Here is a 13,908-nt window from a genome sequence, read left to right as displayed (position 1 = left end):
TGCCTCACCGCGCGGATCCGTCCGCACCTTTGAGACCCGGCGATCGCCACCGCTTCCGGACGCGGATTGCGCGCACCCCTGGGTCGATCTCGATTCAGGAAAATGCAGAAACAGCGCGCCGAAAGACGCGCAGGCTGTAGACCGGGGACCTTCGACATGCCGCGAGACCACTGGAAATTCGAGGGCGTACTGGCCGCGCCCGATCGTGTCGGCTTTCTGCCGGACCTGCCGCTTCCCCACCATGACCCCACCACGCCGCTGGCGATCGCCGACATGGCCGACGCTTTCGGCGTCACCCATCGCACGCTGCATTTCTACGAGGAAAAGGGGCTCCTGACCGCCGCCCGCATGGGACCGATGCGGGTCTACAACGAAGATCACATTCGCCGCATGGCGGTCATCAATGCCTGCCGCGAGATCGACATGCCAATCTCGACCATCCTGGAACTGTTGACTGCCCTTGCGGGCACCGAGGAACAGGCCGAAGCGGACAAGCTGTTTCGCGACGCCCTGCTTGCCCGAAGGCGCGAACTCGCCGCCCAGCAGGCCAACCTGCGCCGGCAGATGCAGCGCATCACCGAACTGCTCGAAACCACCGACGGAGGTGAAGCCACCGACGAGGACGGCCATGTCCACCTCTCGCCGATCGAAAGCGAATGCCTGACCTTCATGGCCGACGGCTATCCGGCGGCGCGCATCGCTGGGCTGATGGACATGGACGTAGCGGCAGCGCTCACCCTCGAGGCCGGAATCATCCGCAAGTTCGGCGCCAACAACCGCTTCCAGGCGATCGCCAAGGCGGTGCTTTCAGGCATGATCTCGGCGGAATAGCGCGAACACGACAGCTGCTCCCTATGCCTTGCCGTCAGCATCCTCGTGTGTCACCGGGACGAGATAGAGCTGCTCTTCGCGCCGCTCGCGAAGCTTTCCCGCACCCCCTTCCCGCGAGCCTGCCACTGTAAGGCGCGCCGAATAGTTTACCGGTCCGCGCGGCACAATTCACTTGAACGATAGACATTGCGGTGTCGTCATCACCATGCGCGTGTTACGAGGGCGCCTGAACAACACGGATGAGAGACCCCGATGCTTCCCTGGATAGAGCTGGACCGCGCAACCATTCCCGGCGACGGCGACGAGCTGCGCCTGAAGCAGCGCGGGCAGGAATTCTCGATCATGCTCGGCTCGAACGAGCTGATGAACAGCCGGCTGAGCGGCTCGGAAGAAGCACTGGCGACACTCGCCCATGAGCGCATCGCCGGCCGGAAAAACCTGAGCATGCTGATCGGCGGCCTTGGCATGGGCTTCACACTGCGCGCGGCCCTCGGCGTGCTGCCGGACGATGCCCGCGTGACCGTCGCCGAACTGGTTCCGGCCGTCGTCGACTGGGCGCGCGGCCCCATGGCCGATCTGCACAAGGGCACGCTCGACGATCCCCGCGTCGACATCCATGTCGGCGATGTCGGCGCTCTGATCCGCTCGAAGAAGGCCGCCTATGACGCCATCCTGCTCGATGTCGACAATGGCCCTGATGGCCTGACGCGCCCTTCCAACGACAGCCTCTACAGCCACACCGGCCTTCGCGCCGCGCAAGCCGCCCTTCGGCCCGGCGGCGTGCTTTCGGTCTGGTCGTCTGCCCCCGACAGCGCCTTCACCCGTCGCCTGCGCGAAGTCGGCTTTGCCACCGACGAGGTGAACGTGCGCGCCAACGGCAAACGCGGCGGCGCCCGCCACATGATTTGGATGGCGACGAAGCGCTAGCGCATCCGGCTCATTTGGCAGATCAGATCACCTGCGATTTTCGATAGGCCTCGACAATCTCTTCGAGCGGCACCCCGTCGAGCGTAACGCCGGCGATGCGGCAGTTGGAAAAGGCCGCCCCGGAGAGATTGATATTCTGGAATTGCGCTCCGGACAGATTAACGTCGTTGACGTACCAGCCCGTCATGTTGCTGTCGTTGAACTTGGCGCCGGAAAAATTGATCTGATTGAACGATGTTGCCGACAGATTGGCGTCGTTGAAACGTGATCCCGCCAGATCGGTGTCGTTGACATCCAGCCTTTGTGTCGTGCGATGAAGCTTTATCTCATTGCCCTCGGCCGAGAAAAGAAGCGGCTTGTCGCCCGCATCCTGGCCGACCGCTGCGGAAAGCGCGTTCCAATCTTTCACCCCAAATTGCTTTGCAATCAATTCCAGGCAGTCGCTGTGCGACAGGTCCATCTTGCGATCACTGAGCGCCTGTCGCAGGGCTTTCGCCATGCTTTTGATACCAGCGGTTCTAAGCATTCGAGTTCCTCCAGGGGCAACCAAATGTCAGAGCTCACATTGCTGACCGACGGCCCAAGGGCTGGAAGTCGAACGGGGTATCACATAGGTGTTTTCACCATACCAAACGTGGCGTGAGCGGCGGGCAACACAAGGCCATCACAAATTAGTATAGGCCGAATCTGGATTGTCAATGAAGCCAACGGCCCGCGCACGACACGCGAGCTGCTTGCAAATGGCGCCACCCTTCCTCAGGGATCCGCCCCGCCTAGCGAACGATCGTCAGTCGCTCTGCCGCCCGCGTGATGGCGGTATAGAGCCAGCGTTCGCGGGTATCGCGAAACGCCCAGCTCTCGTCGAAGAGCACGACATTGTTCCACTGCGAGCCCTGCGCCTTGTGCACCGTCAGCGCATAACCGTAGTCGAACTCGTCGTAGCGCTTGCGCGTCGTCCAGGGGATCTCGCCCTCGACATCCTCGAAGGCCGCCTTCAGGAGCTTGATCTTGGCAGCACCCCGGTCCATGTCGTCGTCTTCCGGCCGGATCATCAGGTTGATGCCAGGCTTTACCGTCTCCTTCGACGAGCTCATCACCTGCCAGAGCGAGCCGTTGAGCAGGCCCTTGGCCGGATCGTTCCTGAGGCAGACGAGCTTGTCGCCGGATTGCGGGTAGTCGCTGGTGAACCCCTTCAGCTCGCGAAGGCGCTGGTTGTAGCGCCGGCGGGTCTTGTTGGTGCCGACCAGCACCTGGTCGGCTTCGAGCACCAGTTCCTGGTTGACCTGGCCGCGACCGATCACCTGCGTGGTGCCGTAGTCCCCGTGCATGATTTCCTTGCCTTCGCGCACCTGCATCGCCAGCTGGATGATCGGGTTGTCGCGCGCCTGGCGGTGAATGTCCGTCAGCAGGTAATCCGGCTCCTGGTTGGTGAAGAAGCCGCCGCCCGTAACTGGCGGCAACTGGCCGGGGTCGCCGAGCACCAGGATCGGCGTGCCGAAGCTCATCAGGTCCTTGCCGAGCGCCTCGTCCACCATCGAGCATTCGTCGACGATGATCAGCGCCGCCTTGGCGACCGGGCTCTGGCGGTTGATCGCAAACATCGGCGCGATCGAGGTCTTGCCGGTTTCCTCGTCGGAAACCTCTTCTTCGCCGCGCGGCCGGTAGATCAGCGAGTGGATCGTCTTGGCGTTGCTCGCACCCTTGGAGCGCAGCACCTGCGCGGCCTTGCCGGTAAAGGCGGCAAACAGCACGTCGCCATCGACATGCTCGGCAAAGTGCCGGGCCAGCGTCGTCTTGCCGGTACCGGCATAGCCGAACAGCCGGAAGAGCGGCGAGCGGCCCTCTTTCAGCCATTGCGAAACGGCCTTCAGGGCCTCGTCCTGTTGCGGTGCGAATTGCATGAGGCTGAGTGTCAGGATTCGGGCCGCACACGCAAGCCCGGAATTGCGGCCCCACAGGAGGGCCAGAGACAACCGGCATCGCGAACATCACCGCTGCGCGCAAAATTACCCCGTAAAATCAAGGTCGCGGCTCGTTACCGCGCCTGGCAGCAGGGCTTTCGGCCGGCGGAATTTGTTCACGTTTTTTTCTCATTTCGCCGCCTGCCCGCATGGCGTTTGTATTCCCCGCTGTCGATCCTGTGGCACTTTCTGGCTCTGCCCCTTGAATGCAACGCCGCATTGTTGCTAACGAGCGTGGCGTGATGGCGCCCGCGCTCCTGCTGGCGAAGACCATCGCTCTAAGCCCGTCAAGGCCGGCCCCGATGGCCGTTCTCGCCTTTCCGGGTCATGCCGGAGAGTGCCCGTGAAAACCGACAAGCCAGCTGCGCCGCCCACCCCGGACAAGGTCGGCATCGGTCGGCTCGCGCCCTGGCTGCAATGGAGCCTGCTGCTGGCGGTCTCCATCGTCCTTGCCTCGTTTTTCGAATTCATCGGCCTTCCGGCCGGGCTGCTCATGGGCCCGATGCTGGCCGCCGTGCTCGTCGGCATGAATGGCGGCACCATCCGGTTGCCGCGCCAGCTGTTCTTCTGCGTACAATTCATCCTGGCGATGATGATTGCCGGCGCCATGACGCCGGGCATGCTCGTCACCTTCTCCGGCAACTGGCCGCTGTTTCTCGCCGTCATCCTCTCGGTCATCGCCGTCAGCACGCTCTGCGGCTGGGTCATCACCCGCATGCGCATCCTGCCGGGCACGACGGCGATCTGGGGCTCGTCGGCCGGCGCTGCCTCGACCATGCTCTTGATGGCCGATGCCTATGGCGCCGATGCGCGCCTCGTCGCCTTCATGCAGTATCTGCGCGTGATTTTCGTCGCCAGCACCGCGACCGTGGTTGCGCATATGTGGGTCACCGGCGCCGAAGTCGAGCAGACCACCCATTGGTTCGCGCCGATCAATGGCCTGCTCTTCCTCGAGACCATCGCGGTCGGGCTGGGCGCAGCGCTCGCCGGCCGCTTCCTGCGCGTGCCCGCCGGCGCCTTCCTGCTGCCCTTCCTTCTCGGCGCCGTGCTCAATGTCTCGGGCGTTATGACCACCGCGCTGCCGCAATGGCTGCTGGCGATCTGTTTTGCCATGCTCGGCTGGAACATCGGCCTTGGCTTTACCCGCCAGATCCTCATCCATGCCCGCCGCGCGCTGGTGCCGACGATCATCTCGATCGTCGTACTGATCTCGTTCTCCGGCCTGCTCGCCCTGCTTTTGATCAAGGTCGTCGGCATCGATCCGCTGACCGCCTATCTCGCCACCAGCCCCGGCGGGCTCGATTCGATCGCAGTCATCGCCGCCTCGAGCAATGTCGACCTCTCCTTCGTCATGGCGCTGCAGACCGCCCGCCTGCTGATCATCACCATGATCGGCCCGACGCTCGCCCGCTTCGTCGCCGACCGGGCTTGACGATGCTGGCCCGGCACGTTTCCAATGCGCTGCCGGGAGGACACAGGTGAAGACGCTCAGAATCTACGGACCTCCGGGAGCCGCGCTTCCCTTCGACCTGCGCGACATCCTGCAACGCCTCGCACCGCGCTCGCTGGGCGCGTCGTGGAAAGTTTCCGCGGTCGACGCAGGCTATCAATGGTTCGATGCCACCGGCCCCGGCGGCGGCGTTCTCGAGACTTGGGCCCAGTACGGCAGCATGGTCGAGGGCCGGCAGCTCGCCGCCGCTGCGCAAGACGTTCTGCAAGTCATCTGGGGAGAGTTTGCCGGCTTCCTGCCGAGCGCCCCGGACAGACCCTGGATCATCGTTCGCGCCATCGACAGCACATTTTACGAAATCACCACGGATGACGAGACGGTTCTGCGACAGTTGGAAACCGGCTTCCAGGACGTTCGCCGTTCTGATGCCCCGTGGAAACCGGCCGGCTAGCACCATCGGCCGCTCCCTCACGAAAGCGTCTGCAATCCTCAGGCGCTTTCCGCCGAACGCGCAGCGAAGCGCGCCATCACGGTAGAGACCGCCTCCTTGGTGAGCCGCACGCGCGGCAGTTCGGCCGATTGTTCATGGACCCGCAACGCGATGAACGTCGCGTGGCCGGTTGCGTCCTATGGCCCGAGCGGAGACAGGGCCAACCGAAACTTCCGCCCGTTCTCCGGGAATAAATCCTGTGCTTGCCGTGTCTTACGGTTGGATCTGCACCATGCGGCTCCCGCGGAAACGGGACGAGGAGGCTTTTCGCCCGTTTCCGGACAGGAAAACCATCTTGAGGAAGGACAATTGCCATGAGAACGTTTCCACTGACGATCGCCATGCTGCTTGCGGCCAGCGTAACGGCTTTCGCCGCGCCGCCGGTCAAGGAAGTCGAGACCGCCAAGGGCACGGTGCTGGCCGGAGAAAACGGCATGACGCTCTACACCTACAAGGACGATCATGGCGGCGCGTCCATGTGCTACGACGATTGCGCCAAGAACTGGCCGCCCTTCTTCGCGGAAGCCAGCGCCAAGGCAGATGGTGCCTATACGGTCGTCGAGCGCAAGGACGGCAAGAAGCAATGGGCCAAGGACGGTATGCCGCTCTACTTCTTCATCAAGGACAAGAAGATGGGTGACATGACCGGCGACGGCATGAAGAAGGGCGAATGGAATGTCGCCAAGCCGTAACGGCGGCAACGAGGATGCGGGGGCACCCCCCGCCTCCGACCGGTTCGAAGAGGATGTGCTGGCCCTGGTGCCGGCACTGCGGCGCTATGCCCGCAGCCTGGTGCGCTCGGACCCGGATGGCGAGGACCTGTTGCAGGATTGCGTGGAGAAGGTGCTTTCGCGCCGCGCGCAGTGGCGCGGCGTGAACCTGCGCGCCTGGGCCTTCACCATCATGACCAATCTCGGCCGCAACCGGCACCGCTATGTGGCGATGCACCCGCAGGTGGCGCTGGACGAGGACCTGGGCCTTGAGGCCGAGACCCACGAGAGCGACCCGCTGGAGCGCTCGCGGCTCGAACGGGCGCTGAACGGGCTTTCCACGGAGAACCGCTCGGTGCTGATGCTCGTGGTGATCGAGGGATACCGCTACCAGGACGTGGCCGAGATGATGGCCATACCGATCGGCACCGTGATGTCGCGCCTGTCGCGCGCGCGGCGCCAGCTTGCAGAAGCCATGAAGGACGACAATGTGATCAGCATGCGGAGACCGAAATGACGGAAGGCCACAACACCGTCTCCGAAGACGACCTGCACGCCTATGTCGACGGCGCCCTTGGCCCGCGCGAGCGGTTGCGGATCGAGCAATGGCTCGAGCAAAACCCCACGCAGGCCGAAGAGGTCCGGCAATGGCGGGCGCAGGCGGTCGAGTTGCGCGCGCTCTTTGCCGGCTATGCCCGCAGCGACGCCGATGACCGGGCGCTGCTTCTGAGCAACGGCAGCGAACGCCCGCAACAGGATCCCGGCAAGGACACCCGATCTTTTGCCAGCATCGCCCGCGCCGTCGCCGCCGGCCTGGTGCTCTTTGCGGCCGGCGGCCTCACCGGCCTTTACGCGCCCTCCTTGCTCGCACCCGAGCAAAGCCCCCGGCCGACGCAGACGGCCGACAGCCTGCCGCGCCAGGCGCAATCGGCCTTCCTGGTCTATGCGAGCGAAGTGCGCCATGCCGTCGAGGTCGGCGCCGACGACCAGACCCATCTCGCGACCTGGCTTGGCAAGCGCCTCGATCATCCGCTCTCGATCCCTGATCTCTCCACGCTCGGCTTCTCGCTGGTCGGCGGCCGGCTGCTGCCGGTCAACGGCAAGGCGGGCGCGATGTTCATGTATGAGGATGGCACAGGCCGGCGGCTGACGGTGCTGCTCGGCCGCAACGACGACAACCGCGAAACCTCGTTCCGCATCGACGAGAACGACGGCGTCGAGACCTTCTACTGGATCGACGGCCCGCTCGGCTACGCCGTCACCGGCGAGGTGCCGCGCGATCTGCTGCAGCAGGTGGCGGATGAATGCTACCGGCAGTTCGAAAAGAGCGAGGCAACGAAGAGCTGAGGGGTAACCCAGCCAACGCCGATCAGGCTTTGTCGGCAAGGTATTTCAAAGAGTTACGGTCGAGCCCGCACATTCGTCTCACCCTGCGTGACCCGAGACGCCCTGCGCTCAAAATCGCCGGGACGCTCACAATTTTCGGGATGCATCAGGTGCCGGCGCCCTTCGCCACGAGATAGGCCGAGAACATGTCGGCCATCGCATCCGCATAGGCCTCGATCTCCGCATCGCTGCGCGCCGTTCCCGAAAAATCCTTCCCCACCGTGGTCATCGTCGTCATGATCAGGTCGCCGGCACGTTCCCTGATGTCGCCGGGTGCGCTCGGAAGAAGCTCGATCATGAACCGGTCGATGAGCGGGTCGTTGGCCTCCTTGGCTTCCCGGGCTTCGGGCGCATCGCGATAAAGAGGTGCCGCGTCGCCCAGGGCGACCCGAACGGCCGCTTCCTCGCATTCCGAGCGCAGGAAGGCGTGAACCAGGGACCGCAGTCGATCGAGCGGCGCGCGCGAGCCATCGCGAAGGATCGTCGCCAGCAGCCCCGACGTCTGCCGCCACTCATCGCTTTGCAGGCGAAACAGGATCGCGCCCTTGTTGGGAAAATACTGGTACAGTGACCCGACGCTGACACCCGCCCGTTCCGCCACGCGAGCGGTGGTAAAACGCTGCGCGCCCTCCTCCTCCAAAACCTGAACAGCAGCCTGGAGAATGGCCCTCACCAGCTCGTTCGAGCGCGCCTGCTTGGGCGCTTTTCGTGAAGAAATACGGACACTTGATCTGTTGGCCATTGGCAGCGCCTGCAATGCGATTAGCGAATGCGACGAATTATTCGTATTTTTCTTCGTGAACGCAAGCCCATCGAAAACGAAGGAACATCCGATGACAACGCTCACCAGCCAGCCTCTCAAGGGCCTTCTCGACCGCCTGTTCGACGAGGCCGATGCCGCAACCAGCCCCGCAGTCGCGCAACTGCCCCCAGGCGAACGCGAACGATTGCTGCACAGCAAGACCGAATATCTGCAGCTCTACGGGCTCTTGAAGGACCTGTGGCTGCCGGTTTCGCGCGAGACCGGCAACCTCCTCTACATGCTCGCCCGCGCGAGCCGCGCCCAAAGGATCGTCGAGTTCGGAACGTCCTTCGGCATCTCGACGCTCTTTCTCGCAGCGGCGCTGCGCGACAATGGCGGCGGCGAGCTGATCACCAGCGAATTCGAACCGGCGAAGGTGGCGCGGGCCGGACAGAACCTCGCGTCAGCCGGTCTCGACGATCTCGTCGAGATCCGGCAAGGCGACGCGCTGACGACTTTCGCCGACCTTCCCGATGCGATCGACCTGGTGCTGCTCGACGGGGCAAAACCGATCTATCTCGACGTCTTCAAGCTGATCGAACCCCGGCTGCGCCCGGGCGCCCTGATCATCGCCGACGATGCCGACAGTTGCCCCGAATATCTCGACTACATCCGCTCAGCGTCCGGAACCTACCTGTCGACCCCGTTTGCCGACGACATCGAAGTGACGATGCGCCTCGCCTGATCGGCGCCATCGCCTCACGGACCCGCGTGGTCCGCCCAATCAAGGAGAACAGCAATGCATGTATTCGTAACGGGCGCGACCGGCTGGGTCGGGTCCGCCGTGGTGAGGGACCTGATCGCGGCGGGGCACAGGGTGTCCGGCCTGGCGCGCTCCAGCGAAAAGGCCGTGGCGCTGGCCGCAACCGGGGCTTCGGTCGTCGAAGGCGGCCTTCAGTCCGCGGCGATCCTGCAGCGGGCCGCTGGCCAAGCCGATGCCGTCATCCACACGGCCTTCCGGCACGACTTCGTCCACGGCCCGCTCGACCAGGATTTTTCCAGTTTTTTGGAAAGTTCGGCCGAGGATCAGCGCGTCATCGCGCTTCTGGGCGAGGTTCTCGCCGGGTCGGATCGGCCGCTGCTTGTAACCTCCGGTCTAGCCGGGCTGCCGCCCGGCGCGACGGAAACCGATCGCCCCAATGCCGCCGTGCCGCGCAAATCCGAAGCCGCCGCCCGTGCCCTTGCCGAGCGCGGCGTTCGGGCGGCAACGGTCCGGCTCGCACCTTCCGTTCACGGCACGGGCGATTACGGTTTCATCCCCATCCTCGTGCGCCTGGCGCGCCAGACCGGCGTTTCGGCCTATCTCGATGACGGCGCCAACTGCTGGTCGGGCGTCTACCGGGACGATGCTGCACGCGTCTATCGGCTTGCGCTTGAAAGTGGCACGACCGAGAGCGTCTACCACGCCGTGGCGGACGAAAGGATCCCGTTCCGGCAGATCGCGGAGGTCGTCGGCCGAAATCTCGGTCTGCCGGTCGAAGCCCGCCCGCGCGCGCATTTCGGCTGGTTCGCCGGCATGGCCGGCGGCAACATGGCCGCATCCAGCGCTCATACCCGCGCCGTGCTCGGGTGGAGCCCTGCCGGCCCCGGCCTGCTCGCTGACCTGGATCAGCCGTCCTATTACGCATGAAAGAACGGATGGCGCCTCACGCTGCGCGAAGCCTTGTGGGCTGGCCCTCATCCGGTCTACCGACTACCTTCTCCCCGCAAGCGGGGAGATTAGGACGAGGGGCAGGTCTGAGAAGTCTTTGGCAAAGGGACTACCGCAGCGGATCGTTCTCTCTGACGATCGGTTGCCCGTGCGGCGTTGCCTCGGCCGCGCGTTGCCAGCTGAGTGTCAGGTCGTCCAGTTCGCGGCCGGATGCGAGCGAAAGCTCGGTGACGAGGCGTGAAAGGGCTGCCACCCAGCAGTCGTAATAGTCGCTGGCATCGGCCTTGCGGCCGGGCTTGTAGAGTTCTGCCGAAAGCGCTTCTGCCCATTCCGGCCAGGAGAACACGCCCTTTTCGTGCAGGCGCACCGTCATGGCGAAGGCGTTGGCCTGCCAGGGCTCGGCAAAGACCGGATCGCCCTCCGGCGACTTCGGCAGTTCGGCCGAGGCGACGAGCGGCGATGTCACCTTACACGTGCTCAAGGTAGCTCTCCCAGGCGTCGATCGACACCGTCAGCGTCGGGTCGGCGCCCTCGCCCCAGATCTCCGGCCCATCGAAAACGACTGTGTAGACCCATTGCGGATTTTCGCCGCGGCCATGGGCGTTGTCGTCCGGAAAGACGAAGGCGCCCTGCACCGCCTCGACCCGGCCGAGCTTGGCGCGGGCATAGCGCGGCAGGCGCGTATGGGTCTCCGGATTGAAGTTCTTCGTCTTCACCCGGTCGCCGACAGCAAAGCGTGGCGCGGCATCGACAGGCCGATCGCAGGGGCCGCCCTTGGCAAGCACGCCCGCCACCATGTCGGCCTTCAGCACCCGCTTCGGCGCTGCCCCCTGCTCCGACATGTGCCCGCCATCGAGCTCGGCCTGGGTCACGAAGCCGTGGCGCTTCAACAGTGTTTCCAGCGCGCGGGTCCAGATCTCGTAATAGCTCGCCGAAAGATAGGTCGCCGGCGGCAGGCTTTCGCGCGCGTGCCGGCTTTCGTCGATCGTCCACGCGCCGAAGGCGCCGCAGGACAGCGTGACGCCGAGCGCCCGCTTTTCCCATTCGCCGTGGAAATAGGGCTCGTCCTTTTCCGGCGCCACCGGGCCGAGGCCGTGGGCACCGCCGAGATCGTGCGGACCGTTCATCGAAGCGCCTCCGCGGAAAGGGCAAGGCCCGTGCCGATCATCGCGTCGCGCGTGACCAGCGCTGCAAGCTCGTCCTCGCTGAAGCCATCGGTCCCTGCCGGGCGTTCGGGGATCACCAGATATCTGAGCTCTGCGGTCGAATCCCAGACGCGGATGCGCGTCGGTTCAGGCAGGCTCAGGCCGAATTCCTGGAGCACCCCACGCGGATCGATGACCGCGCGCGAGCGATAGGGCGGCGCCTTGTACCAGACCGGCGGTAGCCCGAGCACCGACCAGGGATAGCAGGAACAGAGCGTGCAGACGACGAGGTTATGGGTGTCGGGCGTGTTGAACACGGCCCGCATATGCTCGCCCTGCCGGCCGGTATAGCTGAGGCTGGCGATCGCTTCCGTCGCATCGCGCTTCAGCCACGCGGCGAAATCCGGATCGACCCAGGCCTTGGCGACCACACGCGCGCCGTTGCGCGGGCCGATCTTCGTCTCATAGGTCTCGACGATCGCATCGATCGCCGCCGGGTCGATCAACCCCTTCTCCGTCAGCACCGTTTCCAGCGCCTTCACCCGCGCTTCCATGTCGGTGAAGTGGTTGTCGTGGTGGTGATCATGGTCGTGATGATCATGGCCGTGATGGTGTTCGGACATTGCCTGGCTCCTCCGCCGGGAATTCGCTGCCACTTCTACTGCAGAATCGCATCAGCCGAAACTGGATTGCAGGGCAAGGCGATAAGCGCTCTCACTTCAACATCGGCCAGAGGCTGATGACGAGCAGCACCGCCATGGTGATGTTGAACCACTTGAGCCGCGACGGTTCCGACAGCCATTGGCGCAGCGCCGAGCCGAAGCCTGCCCAGGTGGAAACGCTCGGCACGTTGACCAACGCGAAGACGAGGCCGACGACGAGCACGCTGAAGAGGTAGCTGTCGCTGCTGGTATAGGTGGCCATCGCCGACACCGCCATGACCCAGGCCTTGGGGTTGACCCATTGGAAGGCAGCGGCCCCGATGAAGGTCATCGGCTGTGCGCTGGCCTTGCCTTCGGACAGCGAACGCGAGGTGCCGATCTTCCAGGCGATCCAGATGAGATAGGCGCCGCCGGCAAATTTCAGCGCGGTATAGACGACTGGCACGGAATGGAGCAGCGCGCCGAGGCCGAAACCGACGGCGATGAGCAGTAGGAAGAAGCCGGCGCCGATGCCCAGCATGTGCGGAATGGTGCGCACGAAACCGAAATTCACGCCAGACGCGAACAGCATCATGTTGTTCGGCCCCGGCGTGATCGAGGTGGTGAATGCGAACAAAAACAGCGCCAGCAGCGTATCGGCCTGCATGGTTTCCTCCCGGTCAATTGGGTCAGCATAGCTGTCCTAATAACCGGCACCAGCCGCGAACTTGTCATGGTGACAATTGCTGGTGGTGGCCCGGCGCATCGGGCGACGGCTGTTGTTGCGGCAACCCCATTCGCGCGCCGCCGACCGCCGGATATCGGCGATCATTCGGTTTCCGACCCCCGATTGTCCCGGGTCAACATCTCCAACGACCGGCGCTCACATCCCCGTCAGGCTGACGCGGATGTGAGCGGCTTTACGCAAGGGACATTGCCGCAGCAGGCGGCAAAGCCAGCCTGCCCCGCCCGGCCGAGCACCCGGCTCAGCCCCACTTCATCTCGCCCTTGGCGACCTTGGCGCCGAGTTCGAGCGTGGAGACGCCGGGCAGATCCGGATAGCGCTTGGTTATCGCCGCGATCAGTTCGCCGCTGTCCTTGGCGACGGCCGCCGCCTCGTTGAAGGCTGCGAGATAATCGCGTGTGAAGCGGATGGCCTCGACGCCCTCCGGCCCGCCCGCGCTCTTGTGCGCCGGCACGACGACCGCGGGCTTGCGCGCTGCCATGGCATCGAGCGCTTCGATCCATTTCTGCCGCCCTTCCACCGTTGCCTCGTCGGCCACCCAGACATGCGAACCGGAATAGACGAGCACGCCGCCGAAGATCGCCTGCAGGTCCGGTACGAAAAGGTAGCGCCGGTCCTGCATCCCTTCGATCGTGGCGATCTCGATCGTGCTGCCTTCGAGCGTCAGGGCGGTGCGATCGTCGGCCGTCGGCATCACCACATCGGCGAGCGTCTGCGGACCATTGTCCTTCAACTGCGGTCCCCAGGTCTCGAGCTTGCCCTGAACATTGGCCTTGATCGCCGCGACGGTCGCCGAAGCGGCGATCACCTTCGCATCCGGAAAGGCTTCGACGATCGGCTTGAGGCTGAAATAGAAATCCGGATCGTTGCAGCTGACATAGATCGTCGTCAGCCGCTTAGCCGTTGCCTTGATCGCCTCGGCCACCGCCCGGCCATCGGAAAACGTAAAGCCGCCATCGATCAGGATCGCGTCGCTCTTGCCGGTCAGGAGCACCGGAGTGCGGTTGAAGCCGGCATCGTCCGCCTGGAAATAACGCCATTCGAGCTTCGAGGCAGCCCTGGCAAGGCTGCTGCCAATGGGCTGAATGAGGATGGCGGCGCCGGCCGCCACCGCCGTCTTGAGTGCGGTCCGCCGGGTCAACTGGATCTGCATGGGGTCTCCTTGGGCT

General features: G+C 64.5%; 18 protein-coding genes. 9 read left to right on the top strand and 9 right to left on the bottom strand.

All coding sequences use genetic code 11. The features are described from left to right. The first annotated feature begins 156 nt into the window (after positions 1-156). On the top strand, positions 157-831 hold the full coding sequence (locus JVX98_RS09225; protein WP_043624165.1) for a MerR family transcriptional regulator: 675 nt from the start codon (positions 157-159) through the stop codon (positions 829-831). Between the two features lie 252 nt (positions 832-1,083). Then, entirely contained in the window at positions 1,084-1,758 is a 675-nt protein-coding gene (locus JVX98_RS09220) for an MnmC family methyltransferase (protein WP_192446674.1), read from the top strand. 22 nt (positions 1,759-1,780) lie between these two features. Here JVX98_RS09220 and JVX98_RS09215 read toward each other — a convergent pair whose 3' ends face one another. After that, complete coding sequence (locus tag JVX98_RS09215) at positions 1,781-2,284, bottom strand: glyoxalase superfamily protein (RefSeq protein WP_192446675.1); 504 nt, start codon at positions 2,282-2,284, stop codon at positions 1,781-1,783. 247 nt (positions 2,285-2,531) lie between these two features. Then, complete coding sequence (locus JVX98_RS09210; RefSeq protein WP_043624159.1) at positions 2,532-3,659, bottom strand: ATP-dependent RecD-like DNA helicase; 1,128 nt, start codon at positions 3,657-3,659, stop codon at positions 2,532-2,534. Positions 3,660-4,062: 403 nt separating this feature from the next. Here JVX98_RS09210 and JVX98_RS09205 point away from each other — a divergent pair, with 403 nt between their 5' ends. The 5 genes from JVX98_RS09205 (at position 4,063) to JVX98_RS09185 (ending at position 7,716) form a co-directional block, all read left to right on the top strand. After that, the gene (locus JVX98_RS09205) at positions 4,063-5,151 is read left to right on the top strand and encodes an AbrB family transcriptional regulator (RefSeq protein WP_205238386.1); all 1,089 of its coding nucleotides are present in this window, start codon (positions 4,063-4,065) and stop codon (positions 5,149-5,151) included. A 46-nt stretch (positions 5,152-5,197) separates the two neighbouring features. Then, positions 5,198-5,620 (top strand): hypothetical protein, encoded by a 423-nt coding sequence (locus JVX98_RS09200; RefSeq protein ID WP_205238385.1) that lies wholly within the window; start codon positions 5,198-5,200, stop codon positions 5,618-5,620. Positions 5,621-5,973: 353 nt separating this feature from the next. Continuing rightward, positions 5,974-6,351 (top strand): hypothetical protein, encoded by a 378-nt coding sequence (locus tag JVX98_RS09195; protein WP_205238384.1) that lies wholly within the window; start codon positions 5,974-5,976, stop codon positions 6,349-6,351. Further along, a complete protein-coding gene (locus tag JVX98_RS09190; protein ID WP_034792734.1) occupies positions 6,335-6,886 on the top strand; it encodes an RNA polymerase sigma factor in 552 nt (183 codons plus the stop codon). The genes JVX98_RS09195 and JVX98_RS09190 overlap by 17 nt, the downstream gene beginning before the upstream one ends. Then, complete coding sequence (locus tag JVX98_RS09185) at positions 6,883-7,716, top strand: anti-sigma factor (RefSeq protein WP_205238383.1); 834 nt, start codon at positions 6,883-6,885, stop codon at positions 7,714-7,716. The genes JVX98_RS09190 and JVX98_RS09185 overlap by 4 nt, the downstream gene beginning before the upstream one ends. Before the next feature lie 145 nt (positions 7,717-7,861). On the opposite strand, the gene JVX98_RS09180 is transcribed toward JVX98_RS09185, so the two are convergent. Next, on the bottom strand, positions 7,862-8,497 hold the full coding sequence (locus JVX98_RS09180; protein ID WP_192447183.1) for a TetR family transcriptional regulator: 636 nt from the start codon (positions 8,495-8,497) through the stop codon (positions 7,862-7,864). Between the two features lie 91 nt (positions 8,498-8,588). Here JVX98_RS09180 and JVX98_RS09175 point away from each other — a divergent pair, with 91 nt between their 5' ends. After that, positions 8,589-9,242: an O-methyltransferase gene (locus JVX98_RS09175; protein WP_205238382.1), complete on the top strand. Its 654-nt coding sequence runs from the start codon at positions 8,589-8,591 to the stop codon at positions 9,240-9,242. A 54-nt stretch (positions 9,243-9,296) separates the two neighbouring features. Next, positions 9,297-10,187 carry an SDR family oxidoreductase gene (locus JVX98_RS09170; RefSeq protein WP_205238381.1) on the top strand — a complete coding sequence of 297 codons (891 nt, stop codon included), beginning with the start codon at positions 9,297-9,299 and terminating at the stop codon, positions 10,185-10,187. 130 nt (positions 10,188-10,317) lie between these two features. Here the strand turns inward: JVX98_RS09170 and JVX98_RS09165 are convergent, their stop codons facing one another. The 6 genes from JVX98_RS09165 to JVX98_RS09145 form a co-directional block, all read right to left on the bottom strand. Next, entirely contained in the window at positions 10,318-10,689 is a 372-nt protein-coding gene (locus JVX98_RS09165) for a nitrile hydratase accessory protein (RefSeq protein WP_205238380.1), read from the bottom strand. After that, positions 10,676-11,335 (bottom strand): nitrile hydratase subunit beta, encoded by a 660-nt coding sequence (nthB, locus tag JVX98_RS09160; protein WP_205238379.1) that lies wholly within the window; start codon positions 11,333-11,335, stop codon positions 10,676-10,678. Before nthB ends, JVX98_RS09165 begins: the two co-directional genes overlap by 14 nt. After that, entirely contained in the window at positions 11,332-11,976 is a 645-nt protein-coding gene (gene nthA / locus JVX98_RS09155; protein ID WP_205238378.1) for a nitrile hydratase subunit alpha, read from the bottom strand. The genes nthB and nthA overlap by 4 nt, the downstream gene beginning before the upstream one ends. A gap of 91 nt (positions 11,977-12,067) precedes the next feature. Then, a complete protein-coding gene (locus JVX98_RS09150) occupies positions 12,068-12,661 on the bottom strand; it encodes a LysE family translocator (RefSeq protein ID WP_192446686.1) in 594 nt (197 codons plus the stop codon). Positions 12,662-12,697: 36 nt separating this feature from the next. Next, complete coding sequence (locus JVX98_RS32520; RefSeq protein WP_256442668.1) at positions 12,698-12,826, bottom strand: hypothetical protein; 129 nt, start codon at positions 12,824-12,826, stop codon at positions 12,698-12,700. 154 nt (positions 12,827-12,980) lie between these two features. After that, complete coding sequence (locus JVX98_RS09145) at positions 12,981-13,892, bottom strand: MBL fold metallo-hydrolase (RefSeq protein WP_205238377.1); 912 nt, start codon at positions 13,890-13,892, stop codon at positions 12,981-12,983. Positions 13,893-13,908 lie beyond the last annotated feature (16 nt).

Source organism: Ensifer sp. PDNC004, from assembly GCF_016919405.1.
Lineage (GTDB): Bacteria > Pseudomonadota > Alphaproteobacteria > Rhizobiales > Rhizobiaceae > Ensifer.
This window is presented reverse-complemented; position numbering and strand designations above follow the sequence as displayed.

Bases quoted from the DNA above. Each gene is read 5' to 3' on its own strand.
- JVX98_RS09220 (WP_192446674.1), top strand. From the start codon at position 1,084: ATGCTTCCCTGGATAGAGCTGGACCGCGCAACCATTCCCGGCGACGGC.
- JVX98_RS09225 (WP_043624165.1), top strand. From the start codon at position 157: ATGCCGCGAGACCACTGGAAATTCGAGGGCGTACTGGCCGCGCCCGAT.
- JVX98_RS09145 (WP_205238377.1), bottom strand. From the start codon at position 13,892: ATGCAGATCCAGTTGACCCGGCGGACCGCACTCAAGACGGCGGTGGCG.
- nthB (WP_205238379.1), bottom strand. From the start codon at position 11,335: ATGAACGGTCCGCACGATCTCGGCGGTGCCCACGGCCTCGGCCCGGTG.
- JVX98_RS09210 (WP_043624159.1), bottom strand. From the start codon at position 3,659: ATGCAATTCGCACCGCAACAGGACGAGGCCCTGAAGGCCGTTTCGCAA.
- JVX98_RS09150 (WP_192446686.1), bottom strand. From the start codon at position 12,661: ATGCAGGCCGATACGCTGCTGGCGCTGTTTTTGTTCGCATTCACCACC.
- JVX98_RS09180 (WP_192447183.1), bottom strand. From the start codon at position 8,497: ATGGCCAACAGATCAAGTGTCCGTATTTCTTCACGAAAAGCGCCCAAG.
- nthA (WP_205238378.1), bottom strand. From the start codon at position 11,976: ATGTCCGAACACCATCACGGCCATGATCATCACGACCATGATCACCAC.
- JVX98_RS09215 (WP_192446675.1), bottom strand. From the start codon at position 2,284: ATGCTTAGAACCGCTGGTATCAAAAGCATGGCGAAAGCCCTGCGACAG.
- JVX98_RS09175 (WP_205238382.1), top strand. From the start codon at position 8,589: ATGACAACGCTCACCAGCCAGCCTCTCAAGGGCCTTCTCGACCGCCTG.
- JVX98_RS09190 (WP_034792734.1), top strand. From the start codon at position 6,335: ATGTCGCCAAGCCGTAACGGCGGCAACGAGGATGCGGGGGCACCCCCC.
- JVX98_RS09170 (WP_205238381.1), top strand. From the start codon at position 9,297: ATGCATGTATTCGTAACGGGCGCGACCGGCTGGGTCGGGTCCGCCGTG.
- JVX98_RS32520 (WP_256442668.1), bottom strand. From the start codon at position 12,826: ATGATCGCCGATATCCGGCGGTCGGCGGCGCGCGAATGGGGTTGCCGC.
- JVX98_RS09185 (WP_205238383.1), top strand. From the start codon at position 6,883: ATGACGGAAGGCCACAACACCGTCTCCGAAGACGACCTGCACGCCTAT.
- JVX98_RS09195 (WP_205238384.1), top strand. From the start codon at position 5,974: ATGAGAACGTTTCCACTGACGATCGCCATGCTGCTTGCGGCCAGCGTA.